Source organism: Rhizobium indicum, assembly GCF_005862305.2.
In the GTDB taxonomy this organism is placed as follows: Bacteria; Pseudomonadota; Alphaproteobacteria; order Rhizobiales; family Rhizobiaceae; genus Rhizobium; species Rhizobium indicum.
The window spans coordinates 3,685,537-3,708,263 of the sequence record NZ_CP054021.1 but is presented as its reverse complement, the minus strand read 5'-3'; the positions used below and the strand labels follow the sequence as shown (position 1 = coordinate 3,708,263).

19 protein-coding genes are annotated in these 22,727 nt (G+C 61.0%); 10 read left to right on the top strand and 9 right to left on the bottom strand.

Going from position 1 to position 22,727, the window contains the following annotated elements; genetic code table 11:
* Positions 1 to 5 precede the first annotated feature (5 nt).
* The 4 genes from FFM53_RS17980 to FFM53_RS17965 all read right to left on the bottom strand — a co-directional run bounded on the left by FFM53_RS17980 (position 6) and on the right by FFM53_RS17965 (position 4,971).
* Complete coding sequence (locus FFM53_RS17980; protein ID WP_138386764.1) at positions 6 to 920, bottom strand: ABC transporter permease subunit; 915 nt, start codon at positions 918 to 920, stop codon at positions 6 to 8.
* Positions 921 to 930: 10 nt separating this feature from the next.
* Positions 931 to 1,815, bottom strand: a complete 885-nt coding sequence (locus FFM53_RS17975; protein ID WP_003542466.1) for a carbohydrate ABC transporter permease — start codon at positions 1,813 to 1,815, stop codon at positions 931 to 933.
* Positions 1,816 to 2,047: 232 nt separating this feature from the next.
* Positions 2,048 to 3,403, bottom strand: a complete 1,356-nt coding sequence (locus tag FFM53_RS17970) for an extracellular solute-binding protein (protein ID WP_138386763.1) — start codon at positions 3,401 to 3,403, stop codon at positions 2,048 to 2,050.
* Positions 3,404 to 3,765: 362 nt separating this feature from the next.
* Entirely contained in the window at positions 3,766 to 4,971 is a 1,206-nt protein-coding gene (locus FFM53_RS17965) for an ROK family transcriptional regulator (protein ID WP_062942759.1), read from the bottom strand.
* Positions 4,972 to 5,194: 223 nt separating this feature from the next.
* On the opposite strand from FFM53_RS17965, the gene FFM53_RS17960 reads away from it, so the two are divergent.
* From FFM53_RS17960 to FFM53_RS17935, 6 genes are all read left to right on the top strand, one after another.
* Entirely contained in the window at positions 5,195 to 6,433 is a 1,239-nt protein-coding gene (locus FFM53_RS17960; RefSeq protein ID WP_138386762.1) for an extracellular solute-binding protein, read from the top strand.
* 72 nt (positions 6,434 to 6,505) lie between these two features.
* Complete coding sequence (locus tag FFM53_RS17955) at positions 6,506 to 7,390, top strand: carbohydrate ABC transporter permease (RefSeq protein WP_138330156.1); 885 nt, start codon at positions 6,506 to 6,508, stop codon at positions 7,388 to 7,390.
* On the top strand, positions 7,390 to 8,235 hold the full coding sequence (locus FFM53_RS17950) for a carbohydrate ABC transporter permease (RefSeq protein ID WP_138386761.1): 846 nt from the start codon (positions 7,390 to 7,392) through the stop codon (positions 8,233 to 8,235). Before FFM53_RS17955 ends, FFM53_RS17950 begins: the two co-directional genes overlap by 1 nt.
* Positions 8,232 to 9,254, top strand: a complete 1,023-nt coding sequence (locus FFM53_RS17945; protein WP_138386760.1) for an SIS domain-containing protein — start codon at positions 8,232 to 8,234, stop codon at positions 9,252 to 9,254. The genes FFM53_RS17950 and FFM53_RS17945 overlap by 4 nt, the downstream gene beginning before the upstream one ends.
* The gene (locus FFM53_RS17940; protein ID WP_138386759.1) at positions 9,255 to 10,184 is read left to right on the top strand and encodes a PfkB family carbohydrate kinase; all 930 of its coding nucleotides are present in this window, start codon (positions 9,255 to 9,257) and stop codon (positions 10,182 to 10,184) included.
* A complete protein-coding gene (locus tag FFM53_RS17935; RefSeq protein WP_138386758.1) occupies positions 10,181 to 11,254 on the top strand; it encodes an ABC transporter ATP-binding protein in 1,074 nt (357 codons plus the stop codon). The genes FFM53_RS17940 and FFM53_RS17935 overlap by 4 nt, the downstream gene beginning before the upstream one ends.
* Positions 11,255 to 11,498: 244 nt before the next feature.
* Here the strand turns inward: FFM53_RS17935 and FFM53_RS17930 are convergent, their stop codons facing one another.
* The 5 genes from FFM53_RS17930 to FFM53_RS17910 all read right to left on the bottom strand — a co-directional run bounded on the left by FFM53_RS17930 (position 11,499) and on the right by FFM53_RS17910 (position 17,252).
* Complete coding sequence (locus FFM53_RS17930) at positions 11,499 to 12,326, bottom strand: glycoside hydrolase family 16 protein (protein WP_138330151.1); 828 nt, start codon at positions 12,324 to 12,326, stop codon at positions 11,499 to 11,501.
* A 50-nt stretch (positions 12,327 to 12,376) separates the two neighbouring features.
* Positions 12,377 to 13,858, bottom strand: a complete 1,482-nt coding sequence (locus tag FFM53_RS17925; RefSeq protein WP_138386757.1) for a lipopolysaccharide biosynthesis protein — start codon at positions 13,856 to 13,858, stop codon at positions 12,377 to 12,379.
* 69 nt (positions 13,859 to 13,927) lie between these two features.
* A complete protein-coding gene (locus FFM53_RS17920) occupies positions 13,928 to 15,172 on the bottom strand; it encodes a glycosyltransferase family 4 protein (protein ID WP_138386756.1) in 1,245 nt (414 codons plus the stop codon).
* Positions 15,169 to 16,518, bottom strand: a complete 1,350-nt coding sequence (locus tag FFM53_RS17915) for a glycosyltransferase family 4 protein (protein ID WP_173883604.1) — start codon at positions 16,516 to 16,518, stop codon at positions 15,169 to 15,171. The genes FFM53_RS17920 and FFM53_RS17915 overlap by 4 nt, the downstream gene beginning before the upstream one ends.
* Positions 16,515 to 17,252, bottom strand: a complete 738-nt coding sequence (locus FFM53_RS17910; protein WP_138386754.1) for a Crp/Fnr family transcriptional regulator — start codon at positions 17,250 to 17,252, stop codon at positions 16,515 to 16,517. Before FFM53_RS17910 ends, FFM53_RS17915 begins: the two co-directional genes overlap by 4 nt.
* A gap of 467 nt (positions 17,253 to 17,719) precedes the next feature.
* Here FFM53_RS17910 and FFM53_RS17905 point away from each other — a divergent pair, with 467 nt between their 5' ends.
* From FFM53_RS17905 to FFM53_RS17890, 4 genes are all read left to right on the top strand, one after another.
* Positions 17,720 to 18,421 carry a sugar transferase gene (locus FFM53_RS17905; RefSeq protein WP_011653258.1) on the top strand — a complete coding sequence of 234 codons (702 nt, stop codon included), beginning with the start codon at positions 17,720 to 17,722 and terminating at the stop codon, positions 18,419 to 18,421.
* A gap of 118 nt (positions 18,422 to 18,539) precedes the next feature.
* Positions 18,540 to 20,306, top strand: a complete 1,767-nt coding sequence (locus tag FFM53_RS17900; RefSeq protein ID WP_138386753.1) for a GNVR domain-containing protein — start codon at positions 18,540 to 18,542, stop codon at positions 20,304 to 20,306.
* The gene (locus tag FFM53_RS17895) at positions 20,303 to 21,325 is read left to right on the top strand and encodes a glycosyltransferase family 2 protein (RefSeq protein WP_173883603.1); all 1,023 of its coding nucleotides are present in this window, start codon (positions 20,303 to 20,305) and stop codon (positions 21,323 to 21,325) included. Before FFM53_RS17900 ends, FFM53_RS17895 begins: the two co-directional genes overlap by 4 nt.
* 6 nt (positions 21,326 to 21,331) lie before the next feature.
* The gene (locus FFM53_RS17890; RefSeq protein WP_138386752.1) at positions 21,332 to 22,717 is read left to right on the top strand and encodes a polysaccharide biosynthesis/export family protein; all 1,386 of its coding nucleotides are present in this window, start codon (positions 21,332 to 21,334) and stop codon (positions 22,715 to 22,717) included.
* The last annotated feature ends 10 nt before the right edge of the window (positions 22,718 to 22,727 follow it).

Below are 22,727 nucleotides of genomic sequence, written 5' to 3'. Positions count from 1 at the left end.
CTCCTTCACTTCTCGGTGGAGATAAGGCCGCGTACGAACCAGCGCTGCATCAGAATGACGAGGATCAATGGCGGCGACATGATGATCAGGGTTCCGGCCATGGCAACGTTCCAGTCGGGCAGGCCGAATTCGGACGGGATGAGGGTCTTGAGCTGCGTCACGGCGATGCCGAAATTCGGATCGGTGGTGATCAGCAGCGGCCAGAGATACTGGTTCCAGGCCCAGACGAACATGATGGTGAAGAGCGCGATCATATTTGGCCGCGAAAGCGGCAGCAGAATGTCCCAGAAGAACCGGACCGGACCCGATCCGTCCATCTTCGAGGCCTCGGCAAGCTCGTCCGGAACCGTCAGGTAGAACTGCCGGTATAGAAAGGTGCCGGTCGCGGTTGCGACCAGCGGCAGAACGAGACCGGGATATGAATTCAGCAGGCCCCATTCGAGCTTGATCTGGACGCCGGTGATCTGCGCGACGAGCCAGCTTATGCCGGTGACGTCGAGGATCGTCTGGAAAGGCTGCAGCGCATTGGCCGCAATCGAATAGGTCGGCACGATGCGGACTTCCAGCGGCAGCATCAGCGTGATGAAGATGATCCAGAAAATCACATACCGGCCACGGAAGCGGAAGTAGACGATCGAGAAGGCTGCCATGGAAGACAGCATGACCTTGCCGGCGCCAACGGTTGCGGCGAAGATGATGCTGTGGAACAGCTTGTTGCCGAGATCGGCGCGAACCCAGGCGGTCTCAGCGTTTTCCCAGAAGTGCGAGCCCGGCATCAGCGGCAGCGGCACGCGATTGACCGTCTCCAGATCAAGCGTCGAGGCGATGATGACGATGGCGAAAGGCAGAAGCGCGATCACCATGCCGAGCGCGAGAAGCGTATAGCAGATGAAGTTGAATATCGGCGTGCGTTCGATCATGTCCGCGACCTCACTTGTAATGCACGCGCCGCTCGATGAAGCGGAACTGGAAGATGGTGAGCAGGACAACGAGCACCATCAGGATGATGGACTGCGCTGCGGCGCCCGAATAGTCGAGACCTCTGAAGCCGTCGAAATAGATCTTGTAGACCATGAGCTCGGTGGCGCGCGCCGGGCCGCCCTGCGTCATGACGTCGACGATACCGAAGGAATCCTGGAAACTCTCGGTGATGTTGATGACGAGCAGGAAGAACAGCGTTGGCGTCAGCAGGGGCAGCTGGATATCCCAGATCCGGCGCATCGGCCCCGAACCGTCCATTGCGGCGGCCTCGATCAGCGAGCGCGGAATGCCTTGCAGCGCTGAGAGGAAGAAGATGAAGTTGTAGCCGATATATTTCCAGGAGAAGGCCACGACGACCGCGATCATCGCGTCCTTGCCGTCGAGCGCGGGGTTCCAGAGGCCGGGCCAGACGTGGTTGATAACAGACAGAAGGCCGGCCTCCGGTGCCAGGATGAAGCGGAAGGCGAGGCCGAGAGCGGGGGCGGCAATTGCGTAAGGCCAGATGAAGACCGACCGGTAGACTTTGTGGCCGCGCAGTTCACGATCCGTCAAAAGCGCCAGGATCAGCGCCAGCCCCATGGCGATGGCCGTCGAGCTGAAGCCGAAGATCATGCTGCGGGTGATCGAGTCCCAATAAACAGGATCGGTGAGCAACTGTCTGAAATTGTCGAAACCGACCCAGGCATTACCGCCGCCCCATGGCTGCTCGAGCGTGAACGCCCAATAGAGCGCCTGCGCACTCGGCCAGTAGAAGAAGACGAAGATCAGCAACAGCATCGGAAATGCGAAGAGCAGTCCGATCGTCGTCGAGGAGAAAGTGACGCGCTTTTCCATGAGTGGCCGTTTTCGTCCTGGTTTGGTTTAAAGCATGTCGCGCAAAACTGTGCAGCAGTTTTGCTGTAGCGACATGCGTAAAAATATAGATCTAAAGCGCCAGGAGCGAACCTGAAAGATTGCGGCGCGCTTTAGGCGCGGGCGGCGAGCTCGCATCCGCGGCCGACTAAAGAACTTACAAAGACGCACCCGGCGCGCAAAATGCGGGCCGGGTGCGGCTCATATCAGCCGATCAGGGGAGCTGAACGTTCTTGTAGGTCTGCTGGAAGCGACGCAAGAGCGTATTGCCGCGTTCGGCGGCACTGTCGAGCGAAGCCTGGACATCGGCATTGTTGACGAAGATTGCCTGCAGACCATTGGCGATTTCGGTGCGGACCTGCAGCAGGCCACCGAGGCGGATGCCCTGCGGAGCCGCGTCGCCAGCCGGCGAAGCGGTCAGGCTCTGAATGGCGAGTTCGCGGCCGGCATAAGGCGCCTTGCCGTAGAAGCCCTGCTTATTCAGATATTCGAAACCGGAGTTGCGAACCGGGATGTAGCCGGTAACGGTCGACCAGGTAAGAGCTTCTTCCGGCTTTGCGATGAAGTTGAAGAACGCGGCAGCAGCCTTGTATTCGGCGTCGGAGTGACCCTGCAGAACCCAGAGCGAAGCGCCGCCGACATAAGAGCTGTGACGGGTTGCGTCGCCGTAGGTCGGCAGCATGGCAACGTCCCAGTTCATGCCTTGCTTGGCGGTACGGCCAACGTTGCCGTGGTCGCCGACGGAGGTCAGGATGACCTGGCAATCGCCAGCGGCAAAGGCTTCGACGAAGGTCTGGCCGACAGCCTTGTTCTTGATGACGACCAGCTTGTCGTCGTACCAGGACTTGAGGTCCTTGATGTAGCTGACGAGAAGCGGGTTCTTGTTGAACACCAGCTCGGCGTCGAGACCTTCAAAGCCGTTCTTCTTCGTGGCGATCGCTTCGCCGTTGACGGCTTCGAACTGCTCGATGTACTGCCAGACTTCGTTGTTGGAGATGTCAAAGCCGAGCGGGCAAGCATAGCCCGCATCCTTCAGAGCCTTGAGGTCCTCGCCTGCTTCCTTCCAGGTCGCCGGGGCATGATCCTTGCCGATCTTGGCGAAGGCGTCCTTGTTCCAATAGAGAAGAGCGGTCGAGGAGTTGAAGGGGAAGGAGTACATCTCGCCCTTCGATGTCGCGTAGTAGCCGGAGATACCGGAGAAGTAGTCCTTCCAGTCGACGGTATAGCCCATGTCGGTCATCAGCTTGTTGGCCGGGTAGTAGGCGCCGGAGAGCATGATGTCGAGGGTGCCGGCGTCGGAGACCTGGGCGATGGTCGGCTGCTTGCCGGCGCGGAAGGCAGCAATGGTGTTCTGCAGGGACGCGTCGTAGCTGCCCTGGCTGGTGCAGACGACTTCGTAGTCGGCCTGCGACTGGTTGAAGCGATCGCACTGCTCCTGGACACGCTTTGCGATGTCACCGGAATTGCCGAACCAGAAGTCAATCTTGGTCTTATCGGCGGCGGCAGCGGGACCGGAAAGAAACGCTGTAGCGAGAAGGGCGCCAACGGCGCCGAGAAGCTTGGCTTGCATGAGAACCTCGAACGTAAAAGGACGCGCACTTTCAGCGCACGCCCTATTAGCTGGTTCAAATTGCCGCGGCCAATGAATATTACATGACATGAAACGATCGAAATCGTACCGTCACAAAACCGTCATGCGGATGTTATTTGCCACGGCCGAGGCTATATTTAGAGAAGCCTCGCCAGACACTCCAGCGCACTGCCGAACTGTTATATTTATATTCGAATAAATATAATTTTCAAGGATTTTTAATATTTGCCTATATTGCGGCGGCGCGTCTTTATTCGCTGAAATCGTTGCATGAAACCTGCAAAAATGGCCGTCTTTTCTGCCGTTGCACTGCTGTGCAACGCCCGGTTTCAGCCCCTGAATTAGAGGGAATCCTTCAAAATTGCAGCAAAACGCGGATCGAATGCACGGCTGATCGGTCCCGCGGCAGCCCCGAGCGCCACAGACCAGGGATCGGCCATGCCGGACTGCAGGCGCGGCAGCGTCCGGCCACGACGTTCAGCGATCGAAGGCAGCAACGGGCCGATTGCCGCAATCAACCTGTTCACCAGCGCTTCCGGCGCGCTGCCGCAGAGGATCACCGTCTGCGGATCGAACAGCGTCTCGATGAGATGGATGCTCCAGCGCAGGTCCACTGCCGCTGCTTCGACCCAGGCGTTGATGCTTTGATCGCCTCTCAAGGCAAGGTCGTTGATCCGTGCATAAAGGCCGGGATCGGCGGGATCGACCGACAGATGCTGATAGAGCGAGGCGAGCGAGGCACGATGTTCGAGCGGCGTCGCTTTGCCGTCGGCAAACAACAACGCCATGCCGATCTCGCCGGCATTGCCGTTGGTGCCGCGGTAGAGTTCGCCGTTCAGAATGAGGCCAGCGCCGATGCCATAGCCGACGAAGAGGCAGACGGCATGGTCGATGCCGTGGGCGGCTCCCACCATGCGCTCGGCGGTGGCGGCCGCGGCCGCGTCGTTCTGCAGGCCGACATCGAGCCCGGTGCCGGCTGTCAGCGTTTCCAACAACGGAAATTTCTGCCAGGCCTCCATCATCCACGGATCGTCGCCGCTGCCGGCAACCCCGAAAGGCCCGGGCATGGCGGCGCCGAGGCCGACCAGCCGCTTTTCCGACTGCTGGACGACGCCGGCAAGCTTTGAGCGTATGCCGGCGACGAGATCGAGGATGACCTTCGTCCCGTTCGACGGACCTCCGGGTGGTAGCCCGGCCTCATCACGCACGAGAACGCTGCCGACGAGATCGACGGCGACCGCCCGCGTCACATGCCGGTCGATCTGCAAGCCGATCGCAAAGGCGCCTTCGGGCACGAGACGATAGGGTGTCGACGGCTGCCCCCTGCCCCTCCTCACCGCCTCCTGCGAACTGACGAGACCGTCGCGCTCGAGTTCCTCGATGATATTGGACACCGTCTGTTTGGTCAGCCGCGTCGCCCGCGCCAGATCGGCGCGTGAAAGCGCACCGTTGATCCTCAGGGCATCGATCATCACGCGCCGGTTATGCGCGCTGGTGCCTTCGTGATTGGTGCCGCTCTTGGCCCGGATCGGGCGGCTGTCATTCATGTGCAATTCCCTCTTGACTCCAATAGAATGTTGAAGAAGTAATAAGTCAAGACACTTGACTTAATAAGGAACCGGAGAGTTCCAGGGAACGCAGGAGCCGGGCAACGGCTCTGACGACGCTCCGAGACGACGAACCGGCACGCTTTCCGCGCGTGCCCTCTCGAACACCGATGGCGGAGGACCGCCCTCGGCAATGCGTAAATGTCAAAAACTGGAGGCTGCAATGCTGAAATCCTTTAACAAGACGCTTCTGGGTGCGGCCTTGATCGGCGCATCCTTTGCTCCGCACGCTTTCGCCGAAACGACGCTGAACGCGCTGTTCATGGCGCAGGCCGCCTATAGCGAGGCCGATGTGCGCGCCATGACCGACGCCTTCGCCAAGGCGAACCCCGATATCAAGGTCAATCTCGAATTCGTTCCCTATGAAGGCCTGCACGACAAGACAGTGCTGGCGCAGGGTTCCGGCGGCGGCTACGACGTCGTCCTCTTCGACGTCATCTGGCCGGCCGAATACGCCACCAACAAGGTGCTGGTCGACGTCTCCTCTCGCGTCACCGACGAGATGAAGAAGGGCGTGCTGCCGGGCGCCTGGACCACCGTGCAATATGACGGCAAATATTACGGCATGCCGTGGATCCTCGACACCAAATATCTGTTCTATAACAAGGAAGTCCTCGAAAAGGCCGGCATCAAGGCTCCGCCGAAAACCTGGGACGAGCTGACCGAGCAGGCAAAGACGATCAAGGACAAGGGCCTGCTCGCCACGCCGATCGCCTGGAGCTGGTCGCAGGCCGAAGCCGCGATCTGCGATTACACCACGCTCGTCAGCGCCTATGGCGGCGATTTCCTCAAGGACGGCAAGCCGGCCTTCCAGACCGGCGGCGGCCTCGATGCGCTGAAATACATGGTTTCGAGCTATTCCTCGGGCCTCACCAATCCGAACTCCAAGGAATTCCTGGAAGAGGACGTCCGCAAGGTCTTCGAAAACGGCGATGCCGCCTTCGCGCTGAACTGGACCTACATGTACAACATGGCCAACAATCCGAAGGACAGCAAGGTCGCGGGCAAGGTCGGCGTCGTGCCGGCGCCGGGTATTGCCGGCAAGAGCGAGGCTTCGGCCGTCAACGGCTCGATGGGCCTCGGCATCACCTCGGCCAGCCAGCATCCCGATGAGGCCTGGAAATACATTACCTTCATGACCTCGCAGGCGACGCAGAATGCCTATGCCAAACTCAGCCTGCCGATCTGGGCCTCCTCCTATGAGGACCCAGCCGTCACCAAGGGCCAAGAAGAGTTGATCTCCGCCGCCAAGATCGGCTTGGCCGCCATGTATCCGCGCCCGACGACGCCGAAATATCAGGAGCTCTCGACCGCGCTGCAGCAAGCGATCCAGGAATCGCTGCTCGGCCAGTCCTCTCCCGAGGACGCGCTGAAGTCGGCCGCCGACAATAGCGGCCTCTGATCAAGCATGAAGACCCGGGCGGCGTCTGCCGTCGCCCGGTCTCCAAACCTATAAAGAAGAAGGGTCGCCTTGATGTCGGGCACTTGGCTGACAACCCGCGCGTGGCTTTTGATGCTGCCGCTTCTCGTGGTCATGATTTCAGTCATTGGCTGGCCTCTGATCGATACCGTCGGCCTCTCCTTCACCGATGCCAAGCTCGTCGGCACGGAAGGAAACTTCGTCGGCATCGAGAATTATGCGAAGATGATCTCCGGCTCGAATTTCCAGCGCACGCTTGTTACCACCGCATGGTTCGCGATCGTCTCGGTCGCCGCCGAAATGGTGATCGGCGTTCTGGCAGCCCTGCTGCTGAACCAGCAGTTTCGCGGCCGCACCGCGCTTCGCGCCCTGATGATCCTGCCCTGGGCGCTGCCGACCGTCGTCAACGCCACGCTCTGGCGGCTGATCTACAATCCGGAATACGGCGCGCTGAACGCCGCGCTCACTCAACTCGGCCTGCTGGAGGCCTACCGCTCCTGGCTCGGCGAACCGGGCACGGCGCTAGCGGCCCTCATCGTCGCCGATTGCTGGAAGAATTTCCCGCTGGTGGCGCTGATCGCTCTGGCCGCACTCCAGGCCGTGCCGCGCGACATCACCGCCGCCTCGCTGGTCGACGGCGCCGGCGCTTTCGCCCGCTTCCGTTTCGTCATCCTACCCTATCTCGCAGGTCCATTGATGGTGGCCCTGGTGCTGCGCACGATCGAGGCCTTCAAAGTGTTCGACATCATCTGGGTCATGACCCGCGGCGGCCCGGCCAACAGCACGCGCACGCTGTCGATCCTAGTCTATCAGGAAGCCTTCTCCTTCCAGCGGGCGGGCTCCGGCGCATCGCTGGCTTTGATCGTCACGCTGCTGGTGACGCTGCTTGCTGCCGGCTACGCCGCTCTGGTGCGCAAGACCGCCGGGAGCGCTGCCTGATGGAACGCCAGAGCCCGCTTTTTTCCGCCTTCATCCATCTCTGCGCGCTGCTGCTTGCCGCCGTCATCCTGGCGCCGATCCTCTGGCTGTTCATCATGAGCATCTCGCCGGCCGCCGACCTTGCGGCAAAGCCGCTGCGCTGGTGGCCGCAGACGGCGGACTTCTCGCGCTACGGCATGCTGCTCTCGACGCTCGAAAACAGCGCCGGCGCCGCCTTCACCTCGTCGCTGCGAAACAGCATCGAGGTGGCGGGCATGGCGACGATCGCCGCCATCGCGCTCGCCATTCCGGCCGGCTGGGCCGTGTCGCGCTCGCCTTCGGTCGGCTGGTCGCTGTCGATGGTGATCGCCACCTACATGCTGCCGCCGGTGGCGCTCGCCGTGCCCCTTTATATGGGGCTTTCCCACCTCGGCATGCTGAACAACGTCTTCGGCCTCGCGCTCGTCTATCTCACCATCCTAGCGCCCTTCACCACCTGGTTGATGAAATCGGGTTTCGATTCCATCCCGCGCGAAATCGAATCCGCCGCGATGATCGACGGCGCCGGCCTGTTCCAGACGCTCAGGATCATCACGCTGCCGCTGGCCGCCCCCGTCGTGGCGACGTCAAGCCTCTTTGCCTTCCTGCTTGCCTGGGATGAATTCTTCTATGCGCTGCTCTTCACCTCGGACCAGCGCGCCAAGACGCTGACCGTCGCCATTGCCGATCTCGCCGGCGGCCGCGTTTCCGATTACGGACTGATTGCGACGGCAGGCGTGCTCGCCGCCCTGCCCCCGGTGCTGATCGGTCTTCTCATGCAACGTGCCCTGATTTCGGGGCTCACCAGCGGCGGCGTCAAGGGATGAAGATGACAGAAGAAAGAACCCGACCCGCCGGACTTGCGGCGATCGACCGCGAAATGGCGCACCAGCATGCCGATGCCATCGCCTCCTATCAAGCGGCCCAGCCGATGGCGGTGAGGGCCGCCGCTTCGCTGAAGAAGACCGGCAGCCTGCTGCTCATCGGTATGGGCGGCTCGCATGCCGTCAACCGCGCCGTCGAGCCGCTCTACAGGACGCTCGGCATCGATGCCGTCGCTTTGCCGCTGTCCGAACAGCTCGGCCAGCCGCTGCCGATCGCCGGCAGGACGATCTTCGTCACCTCGCAATCCGGCGAAAGCGCCGAGGTCGTGCGTTGGTTCAACCAGACCGGCGGCACGGAAGAGACTTTCGGCCTGACACTCGAAGGCAATTCCTTCCTCGCAAGAACCGCCCCGTCGCTGGTGGGCAGCGGCGGCACCGAGCTAGCCTTCGCCGCGACCCGCAGCCTGACGGTGACCTTCGCCCTGCATCTGGCAATCCTTTCCGCCCTCGGCGAAAATCCTGACACCGCCCTTGCCGCCCTCAAGGCGCCGGAAGATCATGACATCGCCGCCGCCCTCTCGGCGCTCGAAAACGTCGCGACCATTGTCACGTCAGGCCGCCGGCTGCAGGGTATCGCCGAGGCGCTCGCGCTCGGATTGACCGAGCTGTCGCGCCGTCCCTGCTTCTCGCTCGAAGGCGGCCAACTGCGCCACGGTCCGATGGAGATGCTGGGGCCGGAAATCGGCGTCGTGCTGTTCCGCGGCCTGGACCAAACCGCCGGCCTGGTGACGGCAATGGCGGTGTCCGCCGTCGAGACCGGCGCTCCGGTCATCCTGTTCGACGCATCCGGGCAAGCGCCGGTCGTCGGCGCGGTGACGATCCGCTTTGCACCTGCAACCGGTCTTGCCGCGATCTTCGCTATGCTGCCGGTCGCCCAGCGGCTGATGATCGCCTTTGCCGATGCCCGCGTGGAGAATGCGGGAACGCCGGTTCGATCCACCAAAATCACCCGGAGCGAATGAATGCGGCCGCTTGCAGTCATCGGCAACGTCAATGTTGACCTGATCCTTGGCCCGGCCGCCCCCTGGCCGAAGGCCGGGACGGAAATCATCGTCGACCATGACGAGTTGCGCGTCGGCGGAGCCGCCGGCAACAGCGCGCTCGCCTGGCAAGCGCTCGGCGTCGAATTCGAGATCGCCGCCAATATCGGCAGTGATCAGTTCGGCCGCTGGCTAAGCGAAGCCTTCGGCCACCGTTCCGACAAGTGGCCGGTACGCCCTGAGAAAACGACGCTCTCCGTCGGCATCACCCATCCGGACGGCGAGCGCACCTTCTTCACGACGAGGGGCCACCTGCCGCGTTTCAGCCTGGCAGACGTCTTCGCTGCCATCGAAGGCGCAAGACTGCAGGGCGGCTACGCGCTTCTCTGCGGCTCGTTCCTGACCGACGATCTGACAAAAGAATACGGCAAATTCTTCGACTGGGCCGACAGTCATGACATCACCGTCGCGCTCGATACCGGCTGGCCGCTCGACGGCTGGACGGACGAGAATTGCGCGTCGACACGCGCCTGGCTCTCTCGGAGCGGCATCGCGCTGCTGAACGAGGTCGAATCGACGACACTTGCCGGCATCGCCGATCCGATCGAGGCCGCGCGTCACATCAAGTCGCATATGCCGGCGGGTGCGATTATCGTCGTCAAACGCGGCCCGGACGGCGCTCTCGCGATCGGGCCGGACGGCAGCTTGGTTTCGGTGGCAGCACCCGTTGTCGAAGTCGTCGATACGATCGGCGCCGGCGATGTCTTCAACGCCGCCTTTCTCGGCGCGCTCGCAAGCGGTGGGCCGCTGGTTTCCTGCCTGAAGGCTGGAACCGAGGTTGCCTCGCGTGCCATCTCCACACTTCCCCGCAACTATGGCGGCCCGACATCTCTTCAGGAGCCCGTGCGATGAGCGCGCTCGAAATTCAAAACATCCGCAAGACCTATGGCGACGTCGAGACGCTGAAAGGCATCGACATCTCGCTGGAAAGCGGCGAGTTCCTGGTGCTGCTCGGCTCCTCCGGCTGCGGCAAGTCCACGCTGCTGAACATCATCGCCGGCCTTGCCGAGGCGACGAGCGGCGATGTCAGGATCGGCAGCCGCTCAGTGCTCGGCGTGCATCCGAAGGACCGCGACATCGCCATGGTTTTTCAATCCTACGCGCTCTATCCCAATCTGACGGTGCACCGGAACATCGGTTTCGGCCTGGAAATGCGCAAGGTGGCAGCACCCGAGCGCGATAGGGCCGTACACGATGCCGCCAAGCTCCTGCAGATCGAAAACCTCCTCGACCGCAAGCCGAGCCAGCTTTCCGGCGGTCAGCGCCAGCGCGTTGCGATCGGCCGCGCGCTGGTGCGCAAGCCTGAGGTATTCCTCTTCGACGAGCCGCTCTCCAACCTTGACGCCAAGCTGCGCATGGAGATGCGCACCGAGATCAAGCGGCTGCATCAGATGCTGAAGACCACGGTCGTCTACGTCACCCATGACCAGATCGAGGCGATGACCCTTGCAAGCCGCATCGCCGTCATGCGCGACGGCCGCATCGAGCAGCTGGGCACGCCGGAGGAGATCTACAACCATCCGGCAACGCTCTATGTCGCGACCTTTGTCGGCGCGCCGCCGATGAACCTGCTGAAGGCGACGGCGCGCGACGGTGGCCTGGCGCTTTCAGGCTCCGATGCGATCCTGCCCCTGCCCGCCCGTTTCCGCCAGGCGGCCGGCAATGGCCGCGACCTTATCCTGGGCATCCGTCCCGAGGCGCTTCGCACGGACGGCACAGGGCTGTCGATTGAGGCAACCCTTGAGGTCGCAGAGCTGACCGGTCCGGAACTCGTCGTCACCGCCCTTGCCGGAAATCAGCGCCTGATGGCCTGTCTGCCGCCACGCACACCGATCCGCGACAACGAGAAGCTCACCCTCTTTTTCGACGAGGAAGCAATGCATCTCTTCGACCCGGAAACCGGTCTCAGCTGCGGCCGTTAGAGCATGATGCCGAAAAGTGTGATCGGTTTTCGGACGACATCATGCTCTCACTATATAATGTAGAACAGGATTCAGATTTTAGGCCGACCCGGCCTAAAATCATCCTGTTCTAGAGCATGTCGCGCAAAAGTGTGCAGCGGTTTTGCGACAACGACATGCGTAAAAACAAGGACCTAAAGCGCGAGGAGCGAATCTGAAAGATCGCGACGCGCTTTAGCGACGGAACGCTATCCCCGACAGTTGTTCAATTCGCCGCGTCAGTAGGCTTCCGCTGGTAGACGTGAATATAGTCGACGAGCAGAATGGAAGGATTCGGCGTTTCATCGATCGGCCAACCCGAGCCGAGTGCCAGGTTCACCAGCGGATAGAACGGCATGTGGAATTCCTTCGGCGTGTCGAAGCTCCAGATGAACTGACGGTCGAAGTAGAAGCTCGTCTTGTCGGCTTGGATATCGACGCCGTAGGTGTGATATTCGCTGTTCAGAATTCCGTCCTGGACGGTTTGCCAATGGCCGCCGGTCGTGTTCTGGCCGCCTTGGCTCTGACGCCAGATATGAAAGCCCATGCTGAATTCGTAGGGTGCGCGCCCATAATATTCCAGGACGTCGATCTCGGCGGTGTATTTCGAGCGGTCGAGCCCGATAAGCCAGAAGGCTGGCCAGACGCCCTTGCCCGGCGGCAGCTTCATCCGTGCTTCGAAATAACCGAATTGCTGCGAGAATCCTTCGCCTTTCGGGTTCACCGACGACAGCAGGCCCGAGCGCCAAGTTCCATCGGCCTCCTTGCGCGCTTCGATCTTCAGAATTCCCTGATCGGTGGTAAATGGAAAGCCGGGGGCCGGGTCTGTGAAACGGGCGTCACCGAAATCGCCGTTCCAGGGCGTATGGGCGATCCAGCGGGAGCTTTTCTCTCCCCAGGCCGAGACGTCGAGGCTGTCGAAACTCTCCTCGAACGTCAGCTGGTAGGCATTGATATTGAGTGGTTCCTGAGCCACGCTGGGTTGGCCGGGCAACGCCCCCAGACCAAGAACGATAAGCAAGCCCAGGGCCTTAGAAGATATCCCGTAACGCATTCTGCTCCTCCGAAAACGCCAAACCAATCGTTGGGCTGCACTTGTCTCGATCATGAGATGAGAACTCCGTTTCGTCGCGGCATGAGCCTTTGGACGACGATGGTCTCGATGCCGTCGGGCCTTCCGACAACCTGCCACACGAGCAGCGCGAAGGCCCAGAAGATCGCCACTGCCGCCCCGCCGCAAAGCGCCAGGCTGACGATCAGGTTGAGGCCGACAGGCATGGCGGCGAGCATCGGCTCCATCCACAGCAGGAAAGCGATCATCGGCACGCTCGCCGCCAGAGGCCTTAAAAAGGCGTGCAACTGAGCGGCAAACGTCGCGCCGATCAGCCGCCGCGTGATGATCAGCGATGCGGCATAGGCGACAAGCACCGCCACGATCCGCGCGCCCAGTGCTCCTGCCACCTGAAAATAGACAATGCCCAGGATGGTGACCGGAACCCTGACGGCGAACTCGGCAAACATCCGGAGGGCGAGATAACGGGTTTTGTTCAGGACCATAGCCAATGGCGGCATCATGTTCGTCGGAAGACCGAGCAGACTGCCGATGCACAACCACTGCAGAATCGGCGCGGCGGATGCCCATTTCTCGCCAACGATGATCCGCACGGCCGGCTCGGCAAGCAAAGCGAGCGCGATGAGGATGGGCGCTGCCACGAAGGTGATCGCGTTCGTCGCCTTCAGATAGGCAGCGATCAGATTGCGACGGTCATCGACGGTCGAGAATGCCGCCATCAGCGGGCGCAACAATGGCCCGACGAAGGTCTGGTATGGAATAGCGGCGATATTGTCGGCGACGCTGAAGGCGCCGAAAGTCGACAAGCCCGTAAAGCGCGGCAAAAGCAGCCGGTCCAGTTGCCAGTTGATCGAACTCAGCACCTGCGAGACGGTGTTCCAGCTGATCATGTCCTGAAAGTGCTTCCACTCGGAAAGACTGAACCTCGGTCGCATCGGCGCAAAGACATAGGAGGTGATCGCCGCGGCGGTCGGGCCTGCAACCGCGCCGATCGCCAGTCCCCAATAGCTGCCGGTCGCAACCGCCACCCCGACACCGAACAGCAGTGTCGACCCCTTGGTGATGAGATCGAGTGCGAATTCGCGTTTGAAATCGAACCGCTGCATGAACAGAACCATGCGCGGGCTGATCACACTGCGCATGGCAGGCGCAATCGAGAGCACGGCGACGAGAGAGAAAAGCCGGGAATCGTCATAGATCAAAGCCATCGGCCAGGAGATGATCATCATCAGCATGCTGATGGCCACGCCTCGAAGCAGGCTGAGGGTAAGGGCGGTGGCAAACATATCGTCCGAGGGCGACGGTTGGCGCATCAGGGCCTGCGTCAGCGGCAGGTCCAGGATTGTCTCGACGATGATCAGAACCGAGGTCGCGATGGCGACAAGGCCGAAATCCGCCGGGCTCAACAGCCTTGCGAGGATCAGGAGGCTGACGAAATCGAGCAGTCGCGCCAGGAACTTTCCGCTGATGGTCCAGATACTTGCCGTCGCCGTCCTCTGAGATACGCTTGACATGATCTATTTTCTATTCCTCGTCGACAGTTTCGGTCGCAGCGGCAAGACAGGCAGCTCCGTTCCTTGCCCTCAGCCTGGCCGTCTTCTGAAGACCTCGGCGGATCGGTCGCCATGGTTGGTCAGTTGCTGCTCGATCAGGCTGGACAGCCGGTCGCGGAACACGGAGGAAGAGAATTTCAGCGAGTGCGCGCGGATGGCATGCGGATCGATATCGTCCTCCACCTCTTCGAACGCCGCCATCGTTTCCAACAGAGCTTCCGTGGTCTGCTGCGCGAAGCGAAACCCGACCTTTGGCGAGGAAACGGTTTCCCTGGCGCCGCCGGCGTCGAAAGCCAGAACCGGCCGCCCTGATGCCATGGCTTCCACCGGCAGGATGCCGAAATCCTCCGTGCCCGGAAACAATAGGGCACGGCATCGCGACAGGTGGTCGCGCAGAACGTTGAAGGGCTGATGGCCGAGAAACTGGACGGTCGGTCCGGCGATCGACTTCAGATAGGCCAATTGATCGCCCTCGCCGATCACGACCAGTTTCCGGCCGGCCTCGGTGCAGGCGCGAACGGCGATATCCGGCCGCTTGTAGGTGGTCAGCTGTCCTGCATAGAGATAGAACTCGCCCTTCCCCTTCCCCACCGCAAAATCGTCGGTCGCAACCGGCGGATGGATGACGATGGATTCCCGGTCGTAGAAGCGGCGGATGCGGCTTGCGACATAATCGGAATTCGCGACGAACACATCGACCCGCGAGGAGGTCGTCACATCCCAGGCGCGCAGCATGGGTGCGGTGATCGACATCATTGCGCGACCCACCCAGGGCAGGCCATGGCGGTAGACATGGAACTGATCCCAGATGTAGCGCATCGGCGAATGGCAGTAGCAGACATGCAGGGCGTCAGCGCGCGTGATGATGCCCTTGGCGGGTCCGGATTCGCTCGACAGCACGAGGTCGTAATCCTGCAGATCGAACTGCTCGAGCGCGAAGGGCATCAGCGGCAACATCTTGGTATAATGCCGCTTTGCACCGGGGATCTTCTGCAGGAAGGATGTGCGAATGTTCCGCGTCTTCAGAAAATCGCTGATGCGATCCCGGTTGCAGACAAGGGTGAAGATGTCGGCCTGCGGAAACATGCGGCACAGCTCTTCGACGACCTTCTCGCCACCGCGCATCGAGACGAGCCAATAATGCACGATGGCGACGCGAAGCTGCTTGGTATCGCCCACGCTTCCGGCATCAGTGACACGTCTTTTCGCCATGACAGGCGCATCGCCGAGAAATGCCCTCGCGTCGGGAAGAGAGGTTGTTGCCTTAAGGGTCAACTCAATACTCCTTGTATCGCCACACCGTCTGTCAGCTCGGGAACCGCATTCGTCGAAATCAGGCTGTGGTATTCGGAAAGAAGCGCGTCACGCCATTCCTCGTGTGTCGACGCAAGATCCGGCGACAGCCGGAAAGCCCGCTCGCTCATGGCGCGGACCTCGTCCCTCGGCATTTGGCTAAATCGCGTCAAAGTATCGGCAAAGGCGCTTTCGTCAGCCGTATCGCAGGCGATCGCCATGCCGGCTCTTTGCATTTCTTCGGCAAGAAAGGCGCTGCGCGACATGATGACCGGCAGACCGCTCCTGGCCGCTTCGATAGCGACGAGGCCGAATGGCTCGGGATAGCGAGACGGCATCAACAGTGCACGCGCCTTGCGGATGGTCGGGCCGATCTCCGCATGCGACTGCCAGCCGACGGCCCTGACGTGATCTCCCGAAGCCGCAACCAGCGGCATCAGCGGCCCGTCCCCGATCACGCAGAGCCTGACGCCGGCTTTGCGTGTGGCGGCCACCGCGTCCTCTATGCCCTTCTCTTCGTCCAGCCGCCCGATGAAGACGAACTCCTCGTTCGCCTCCGCCTCGATGCGTTTGATGGAGAGCGGAGCGACGGGATTGCGGATCGTCGTCAGGCGTTCGGGCCGATATCCGGCGCCGACGAGGAAGCTTGCCATCTTCTCATGCAGCAGGATGATCCGGCCGAAATCGGCCTGATCCTTCAGCCGTCGGAGGATATTGGAGCCGCGGGCAACCCGCCACAATTTGTGCGAATAACTTCTCTTGTCGCAGGCCGTCGCAATGCAGCCTCCGCCGAGCGGGCGTCGAAGGCAGACTTCCTGCGCCTGATAGTCGAAGAAGGCGCCGTTGGGGCAGGCCGTGAAGAAATCATGCGCGTGCACCACACATCGTCTGGCGACCGGCATCAACGCCCTGAAAATCGCCGGAGACAGGATCTGGTGCCAGCCATGCACATGGTAGACGGTATTGGCGGTGTCGTTTGCGGCAATCCAGTTCGCGACCATACGGACGGCGGCGCCATTGTGAATGCCGGTTACGAAAGCCTTCGCACGCTCGGCACTGAGCAGATCGCGGCTGTTCAGCCCGACCATCAAGACCCCGAGTGCGACGAGCTCCGCATTGGCGGCGTCATCTCCGCAAATATAGGTCACGGGGATGTCGAGGCCCCGAAAAAGCTTGGCGGACAGCACCGCCAGCGCCGTCGCACCGCCTCTGGCGACCGAATAGTCGTCGATGATGACCACGCGATCGATCTTTGTCGTGCCGGGGCCGGGAAACCGGCCGACGTTTGCGGCGGATCGGAGGGCCTCGGGAAGCGACGGGCGCATCACTTCACCGAAACTGCGCCGTTGGCACAGGCCTCCAGCGCCTTGCGGTTGAGGATGCGGATCTTGCCCTGGCCCCCGTCGATGATCTTGCCTTCCCGCAGACGCCGCAGGCATTGATTGACCTTCTCGCGGGACGCCGGCAGCGTCGCGGCCAGATCATTTTGCGAGATGATCAGTTCGTCGCCGCTGTTTGCCGCATCTTTTCCATAAACAGTGGAGAGCCGCAGCAGCGTGCTGGCCAGCCTCGATTGCAGGCCCGACGCCGCATTCGCAATGATCCGAAGTTCAAGCTCTGAAATACGCGCCAGTGCCCTGGAGAAGACCTTTTCGCGAAAGGAGGGATCGCTGGCATACATGTCGCGCAGCAGCCGGCCTTCGAAGAAATGCAGCTCGCAGGCGGAACCGGCACGGTATTCGAGGCTCAACGTCTGCCTGCGCAGAACCTCGAGCTCGCCGATGAGGCCGGATTTCGGAATGATCTCGACAATGAATTCCCTGCCGTCGGGCAGCATCGTGCTTGCGCTGACCACCCCCGAATGAACGCGCGCGAACGTATCGACGAGGACGCCGGCCCCGGCGATGATCTCGCCGCGCCGGAAACGCCGGACGCTCGACCGGCAGGAAAGGAATTCGTCGTCGATGACGATGCGGCTGTTCAGATGAATGCCGCCGTTAGCCGATATCGCCGCCTTGCCGATGCCGGCCCTGCGATCTGATGCGTGTGTCGCCCCATCCATGCGCATAACTCCACTCGATAACCATAGGCAATGCTGCACTGCATCATTTATATTGTCTTAATATGAGAGTCAAATAACATCACGGAGATATGACATAAAGATAAAGTATACATTTAACTTCAAAACAAAATATACACCGTAAAAAGGACCAAAAATCTCAAAGAAGCCAAAAAACAGCCACGCGATCGAAGATCGCTGCCTATTAAAATGGCTTACTGAATAAAAAGCGGCAATAATCAAAGTGATGATATCAAAACTGATAAATAGGCGTCAGCGGATAATCACCACGAATTAGATTAGATTGTCGTTTTAAATGAAAATAAGGCCATCAAGTGTATTCCGAATTCTCGATTGCCCGTTAGTAGCATAAAGAATTTGTTAAGGATTATGACCTTGGTAACAGACAACCAGAGTGCGGCGCAGCAAACTTTGAACGGTTCTTAATCGGAATATTTTGGAGACCACCCATGACATGGGAAGCACATAGTTTCGAGGCTTGGTCGCGTGTCGGACGGTCCGCGAAAGGCGCCGATCTTCATTCGTCCCGGCCTCGTGCGGCAGGCAGATCGTCGAAGCGCGCGCTAGACCTTGTCATCGCCGTCACGGCGCTGATCCTGCTTTCGCCGCTTCTGTTGATCGTCGCAATGATCGTGAAGATGAGCGACCGCGGCCCGGTTTTCTATTCCCATACGCGCATCGGCGTCGGCGGAGCACCGTTCGGATGCCTCAAGTTTCGCACGATGAAGACCAACGCAAGTGCTCAGCTTGCCGAATTGCTGCAAAACAACCCGGCTGCGCGAAGCGAATGGGAAGAGACACGCAAGCTGAAGGACGATCCGAGGATCACGGCCGTCGGTGATATCCTCAGGCGGTCGAGCATCGACGAGCTTCCCCAACTGATCAATATCGTGCGTGGCGACATGAGCCTTGTCGGCCCCCGGCCGATCACGGCCGAGGAATTGCCGCGCTACGGCGAGCATATATGGGCCTACATGGCCGTCCGCCCGGGCCTGACCGGTCACTGGCAGACCAGCGGGCGCAATGATGTCAGTTACGAGTACCGGGTTTCCCTCGACGTTCACTATCTCAACAATTGGTCGCTCGGCCGGGACTTCATCATCATTGCCAAGACCATTCCCGCTCTGTTTTCGCAGCGTGGCTCGTATTGAGCATTCATGGGGAGAGCCGCCGATCATGCCTGGAATCGGAAGACACGCTACTCCCCCGTCCCTCCAAGCTGCCACTACCCGGTTACTCCGTGATCTCGCCATTTTGGATTAGGACGACATGACCTCAAGCACGATCTTCAGCGGTGTTTCTCCGATATCTCTGCCTGCCGCAGCCACCGGCGGGAATTCGCCGCTCACCTTGCGGGATATGCTCTTCTTTCTCAGAATGCGCTGGCTGTGGATTGCGGCGACGACTTTCGCTTTCCTTGTAATGGCAGGGAGCTACGTGCTGACCGCCGAACCGACGTTCGTTGCCAACACGCAACTTGTGATCGTCCCCCAGGTCAGCGGCTCCGAAGCACAGAGGGCTTTCGCGGAAGACGCGTTCATCGAGGGACAGTTGGAGATCGCCAAATCCAGCGATGTCGTCGGTGGAACGGTAACGGCACTTGGTCTCGATACCGATCCTGACTTTGTCGATCAGACGCCTTCGCTGCAGGATAGGGCAAAGAACTGGTTGATGGGGGTTTCTTCCGAACCGGAAACGGCATCGCAGGAAGCGGCAGGCCCAGGACCGCGTGACACACAGCCGCAACAGCAGATCGAGGACGGGCGGATCCACGATCGGGCGGTCGCCACGCTGCTGAACATGATGGGAGTACGCCGGATCGGGAGTTCGACGATCATCGAGATATCGGCTGCGGCGTCGACCCCGCAGCAGGCAGTCGATATCGCCGACACGCTGGCCAGGCAGTATATCCAGAAGAATATCGCGATGAAGGCCAATGCGTCCCGGCAATACAGCGAATGGCTGACCAGATTCGTAAGCGAGCAGCAGCGCGGACTGGCCGAAGCTGCCAGTGCCCTGGCCAGCTTCACGAGCAATCCGCGCGATCAGTTCAAGCTTGCGGAGCTGCAGAGCGCGACTGACGCCCGCCGCACCCTCTATGAAAATACCTTGAATCAGCTGACCGAAGCCAGGCAGCGCATCACCTACCCGGTGTCGGATGCCACGATCGTCTCTCGGGCCACCCTGCCTCTTTCGAAAGCCAGACCACGCAGCACGCTCATCATCGCCTTTGCGGCGGCGGTTGGTCTTGGCGTCGGCTTCGCACTCGCCATGATAAGGCACGCCGGCGATCGCCGGATCGTCCGGCCCCATCAGATCGCGGAAGCCGGTGGGCTGCCCTTTGTCACTTTGCTGGCGACATCGAGGACCCGCAATGGTCCCTCTGCGCGTTTCCTCGCCGCCGGTACCGGCAGCAGCGGCACCGCAGCCGCCTATCCTATTATTCCAGGCATGGCGGAGCTGAGCGCGACAGTCGTTGGTCTTCGGCGCAAACGCCGGGTCGTCATTGGAATCGTCGCCGTCAATCCCGGCAGCGGGGCATCGACCATAGCATGCGAACTTGCGGTGCTCTCGTCGATATCAGGAGCGCAGACGCTGCTGATCGATGCCGCTGCGCAGAAATCGTCGCTCAGCAAATCGATCGCACCCCATAGTTCCACAGGCCTCGTCGATGTTCTCGACAATGGCGAACTGATCCAGACGGCGGCATTGCCCCTCACCCCGACGCTGAAATTCCTACCCCTCGGCAAAGTCGAAGCGGTGACGCCGGCCATTCGCCTTAGTTCCCGCCGCACGCAGTTGAGCTTCGCCGACCTGAAAAAGGAGTTCGACGCCATATTCGTCGACATTTCCGCATTCTCTGCTTCGCCGGATGCCAATGCGATCGCGCCGGAACTGGACGGTGTCCTCGTGGTCACGTCGCACGGACACACCTCGATCGACGATACCATGCACGTCATCGAGACCCTGCGGAATATCGGCGCGGAGATCCTCGGCGCGATCATCAACCATGCACCGAAAAGAATAGAGTCATGACTTCACCTTCGGCAGAAGCAACCAGGCAGGACAGCCCGATCGGACCGGCGCCTGTTCCTTGCGGCGCTGAAGCCATGGCGGGCCGCGCGCGCCGCCCATTGCGACTGGCTGTGGGGATTGCTTCGGCAGGCCGCCCCTCGATACTCAAGGAGACCGTCGATTATCTGACCGCCCTGCCGGACCAGGCCGAGCGGCTGATCGTCTGCGTGCCCGTGATCGACGACGCCGCCGGCCTCGCCGACCGTCTCGATGTGGAAGTCATCGTCGGCAGCCGTGGCCTGACCTCCCAGCGCAACAGGATCATCCAGGCGGCCGCCGCCGATACGGATATTCTGATCTTCCTGGATGACGACTTTATTCCCGCCGCGACCTTCCTGTCGCGGATGGCGGCTGTCTTTGCAGCAAACCCCGACGTGGCGATCGCCACTGGCGAAGTCCTGGCCGACGGCATCCTCGATGGCGGCCTCAGCATGTCAAAGGCTTTGAAGGTTCTTGAAACTGCGGGCGAAAGGGCCGGGCATGTGACGGAGGTCTATAACGCCTACGGATGCAACATGGCGGTTCGCCTTTCACCCGTTGTCGAGCACGCGCTGACCTTTGACGAAAAGCTGCCGCTCTACGGCTGGCTCGAAGATGTCGATTTCAGCCGGTCCATCGCCCGCCACGGCAGGTCCGTGCGTGTCGAAGGCGCTCGCGGCGTGCATCTCGGCGTCCGATCCGGGCGCCAGCCCGGCCGAAGACTCGGCTATTCGCAAGTTGCCAATCCTGTCTACCTGATCCGGAAGGGCACGATGTCGAAGGGCCGTGCTGTCGCACAGATCGGCCGCAACATCCTGGCGAATACGCGGGGCCTATTATTCAATGACCGCTTGATCGACCGATGGGGACGCTTGAACGGCAATTTGCTGGCGCTATCCGATCTTCTTGTCGGCCGCGTCTCTCCGTCCCGCATCCTGGAATTCGGCAATCCCGCGCCGCGCGAGATGCCTTCGCCGTCGATCGCAACGAAACGGAGATAGCAGACAATGCAGCGTACATCCTTGTCCGGTCGCCTCATCTCCGTCGCCCTTGCCTTGCTGGTATTTTCCGGCGTGACCGGCTGGAGCGTCGCCCATGCGGAAAACTATACCCTCGTGCCGGAAGATCAGGTGAGACTGCGTGTCGTCGAATGGCGATCGTCGGATTCCCGGTATGCCAGTTGGGAAGCCCTCGGCGGAACATATACAGTCGACGATGCCGGTAATCTGGCGATTCCGATCGCCGGCCAGGTGCAGGCGATCGGCAAGACGACGGAGCAGGTTTCCGATGCGATCGCCACTGCGCTCTCCGAAAAGGCCGAACTGCCGGGAAAGCCGTTCATCGCCGTGGAAATTGCCCAGCATGCGCCGATCTTCGTGACCGGGACCGTGCAGACCCCCGGGCGCTATGCTTTTGAGGCCGATATGACGGTCATGAAGGCCGTCAGCATCGCCGGCGGCTTCCTTCGGGAGCGCGAGGAGAATACCGTCTTCGAGCGCGACCGGATCCAGGCTGCCGGCGCCTACCGAACGGCCATTCTCAACCGGCGCGATCTTCTGATGCGCCAGGCGCGGTTGCGCGCCGAGATCGCCGGCGAACAGAGTTTCGATATCCCTGCCGAACTCGCCGGAACACCCGATGTGGACAAGCTGAAGGCGCAGGAATTGAACCTGATGTGGCTGCGACGCGTCGATATCGAAAGCCAGATCGAAGCGGCGAGCGACCTCGCCCGTCTCTACGGCCAGCAGGTCCAATCACTGGAGGCCAAGATCAATTCGCAAAAGCGACAGATCGACCTTGCGCAAAAGGAACTGGACAATGTCAACAGCCTGGTGAGCAAGGGTCTGGTCAGCAATTCCCGGCAGGTCACGGTCGACCGCGGCGTTGCGGATGCACAAGGCACCCTGATCGATCTCGAGGTCGCCCTGACCACGGCTCGCCAGGGGCTCAGCGAAGCCGATCGCTCGAAGATCAATATCGTCAACCGGCAGAACAGTGAAAACCAGGAGCTACTCAACCAGGTCAATCTCGCGATCGGCAGGGCGGCAATCGACATCCAGGTGGCCCAGCTTCTGGGCGAACAGGCTGGCTACAGCGCTCAACTCGCCCAGATGAATACGGACATGCCGGGTCTTGGCAGAGCACAAAAGAACTACAGGATCGTGCGTCGTAACGACGATGGCACTTATCGCAATATCGAGGCGGACGAGACGACCAGCTTGCGGCCGCATGATGTCGTCGAAATCGGCATCGGCACGGACCTCCAGACGCCGTCGCCTCCGCTGCAGCTGCAGTCCGCGCCACAGCAGCAAAGCTCGGCAGTCCCGCTGTCTGATGTAGCGGGCGACAATCAGACGGCTCCCGGCTGGATATCCCAGACGGGATCGAATTAGGGGGCGGTCG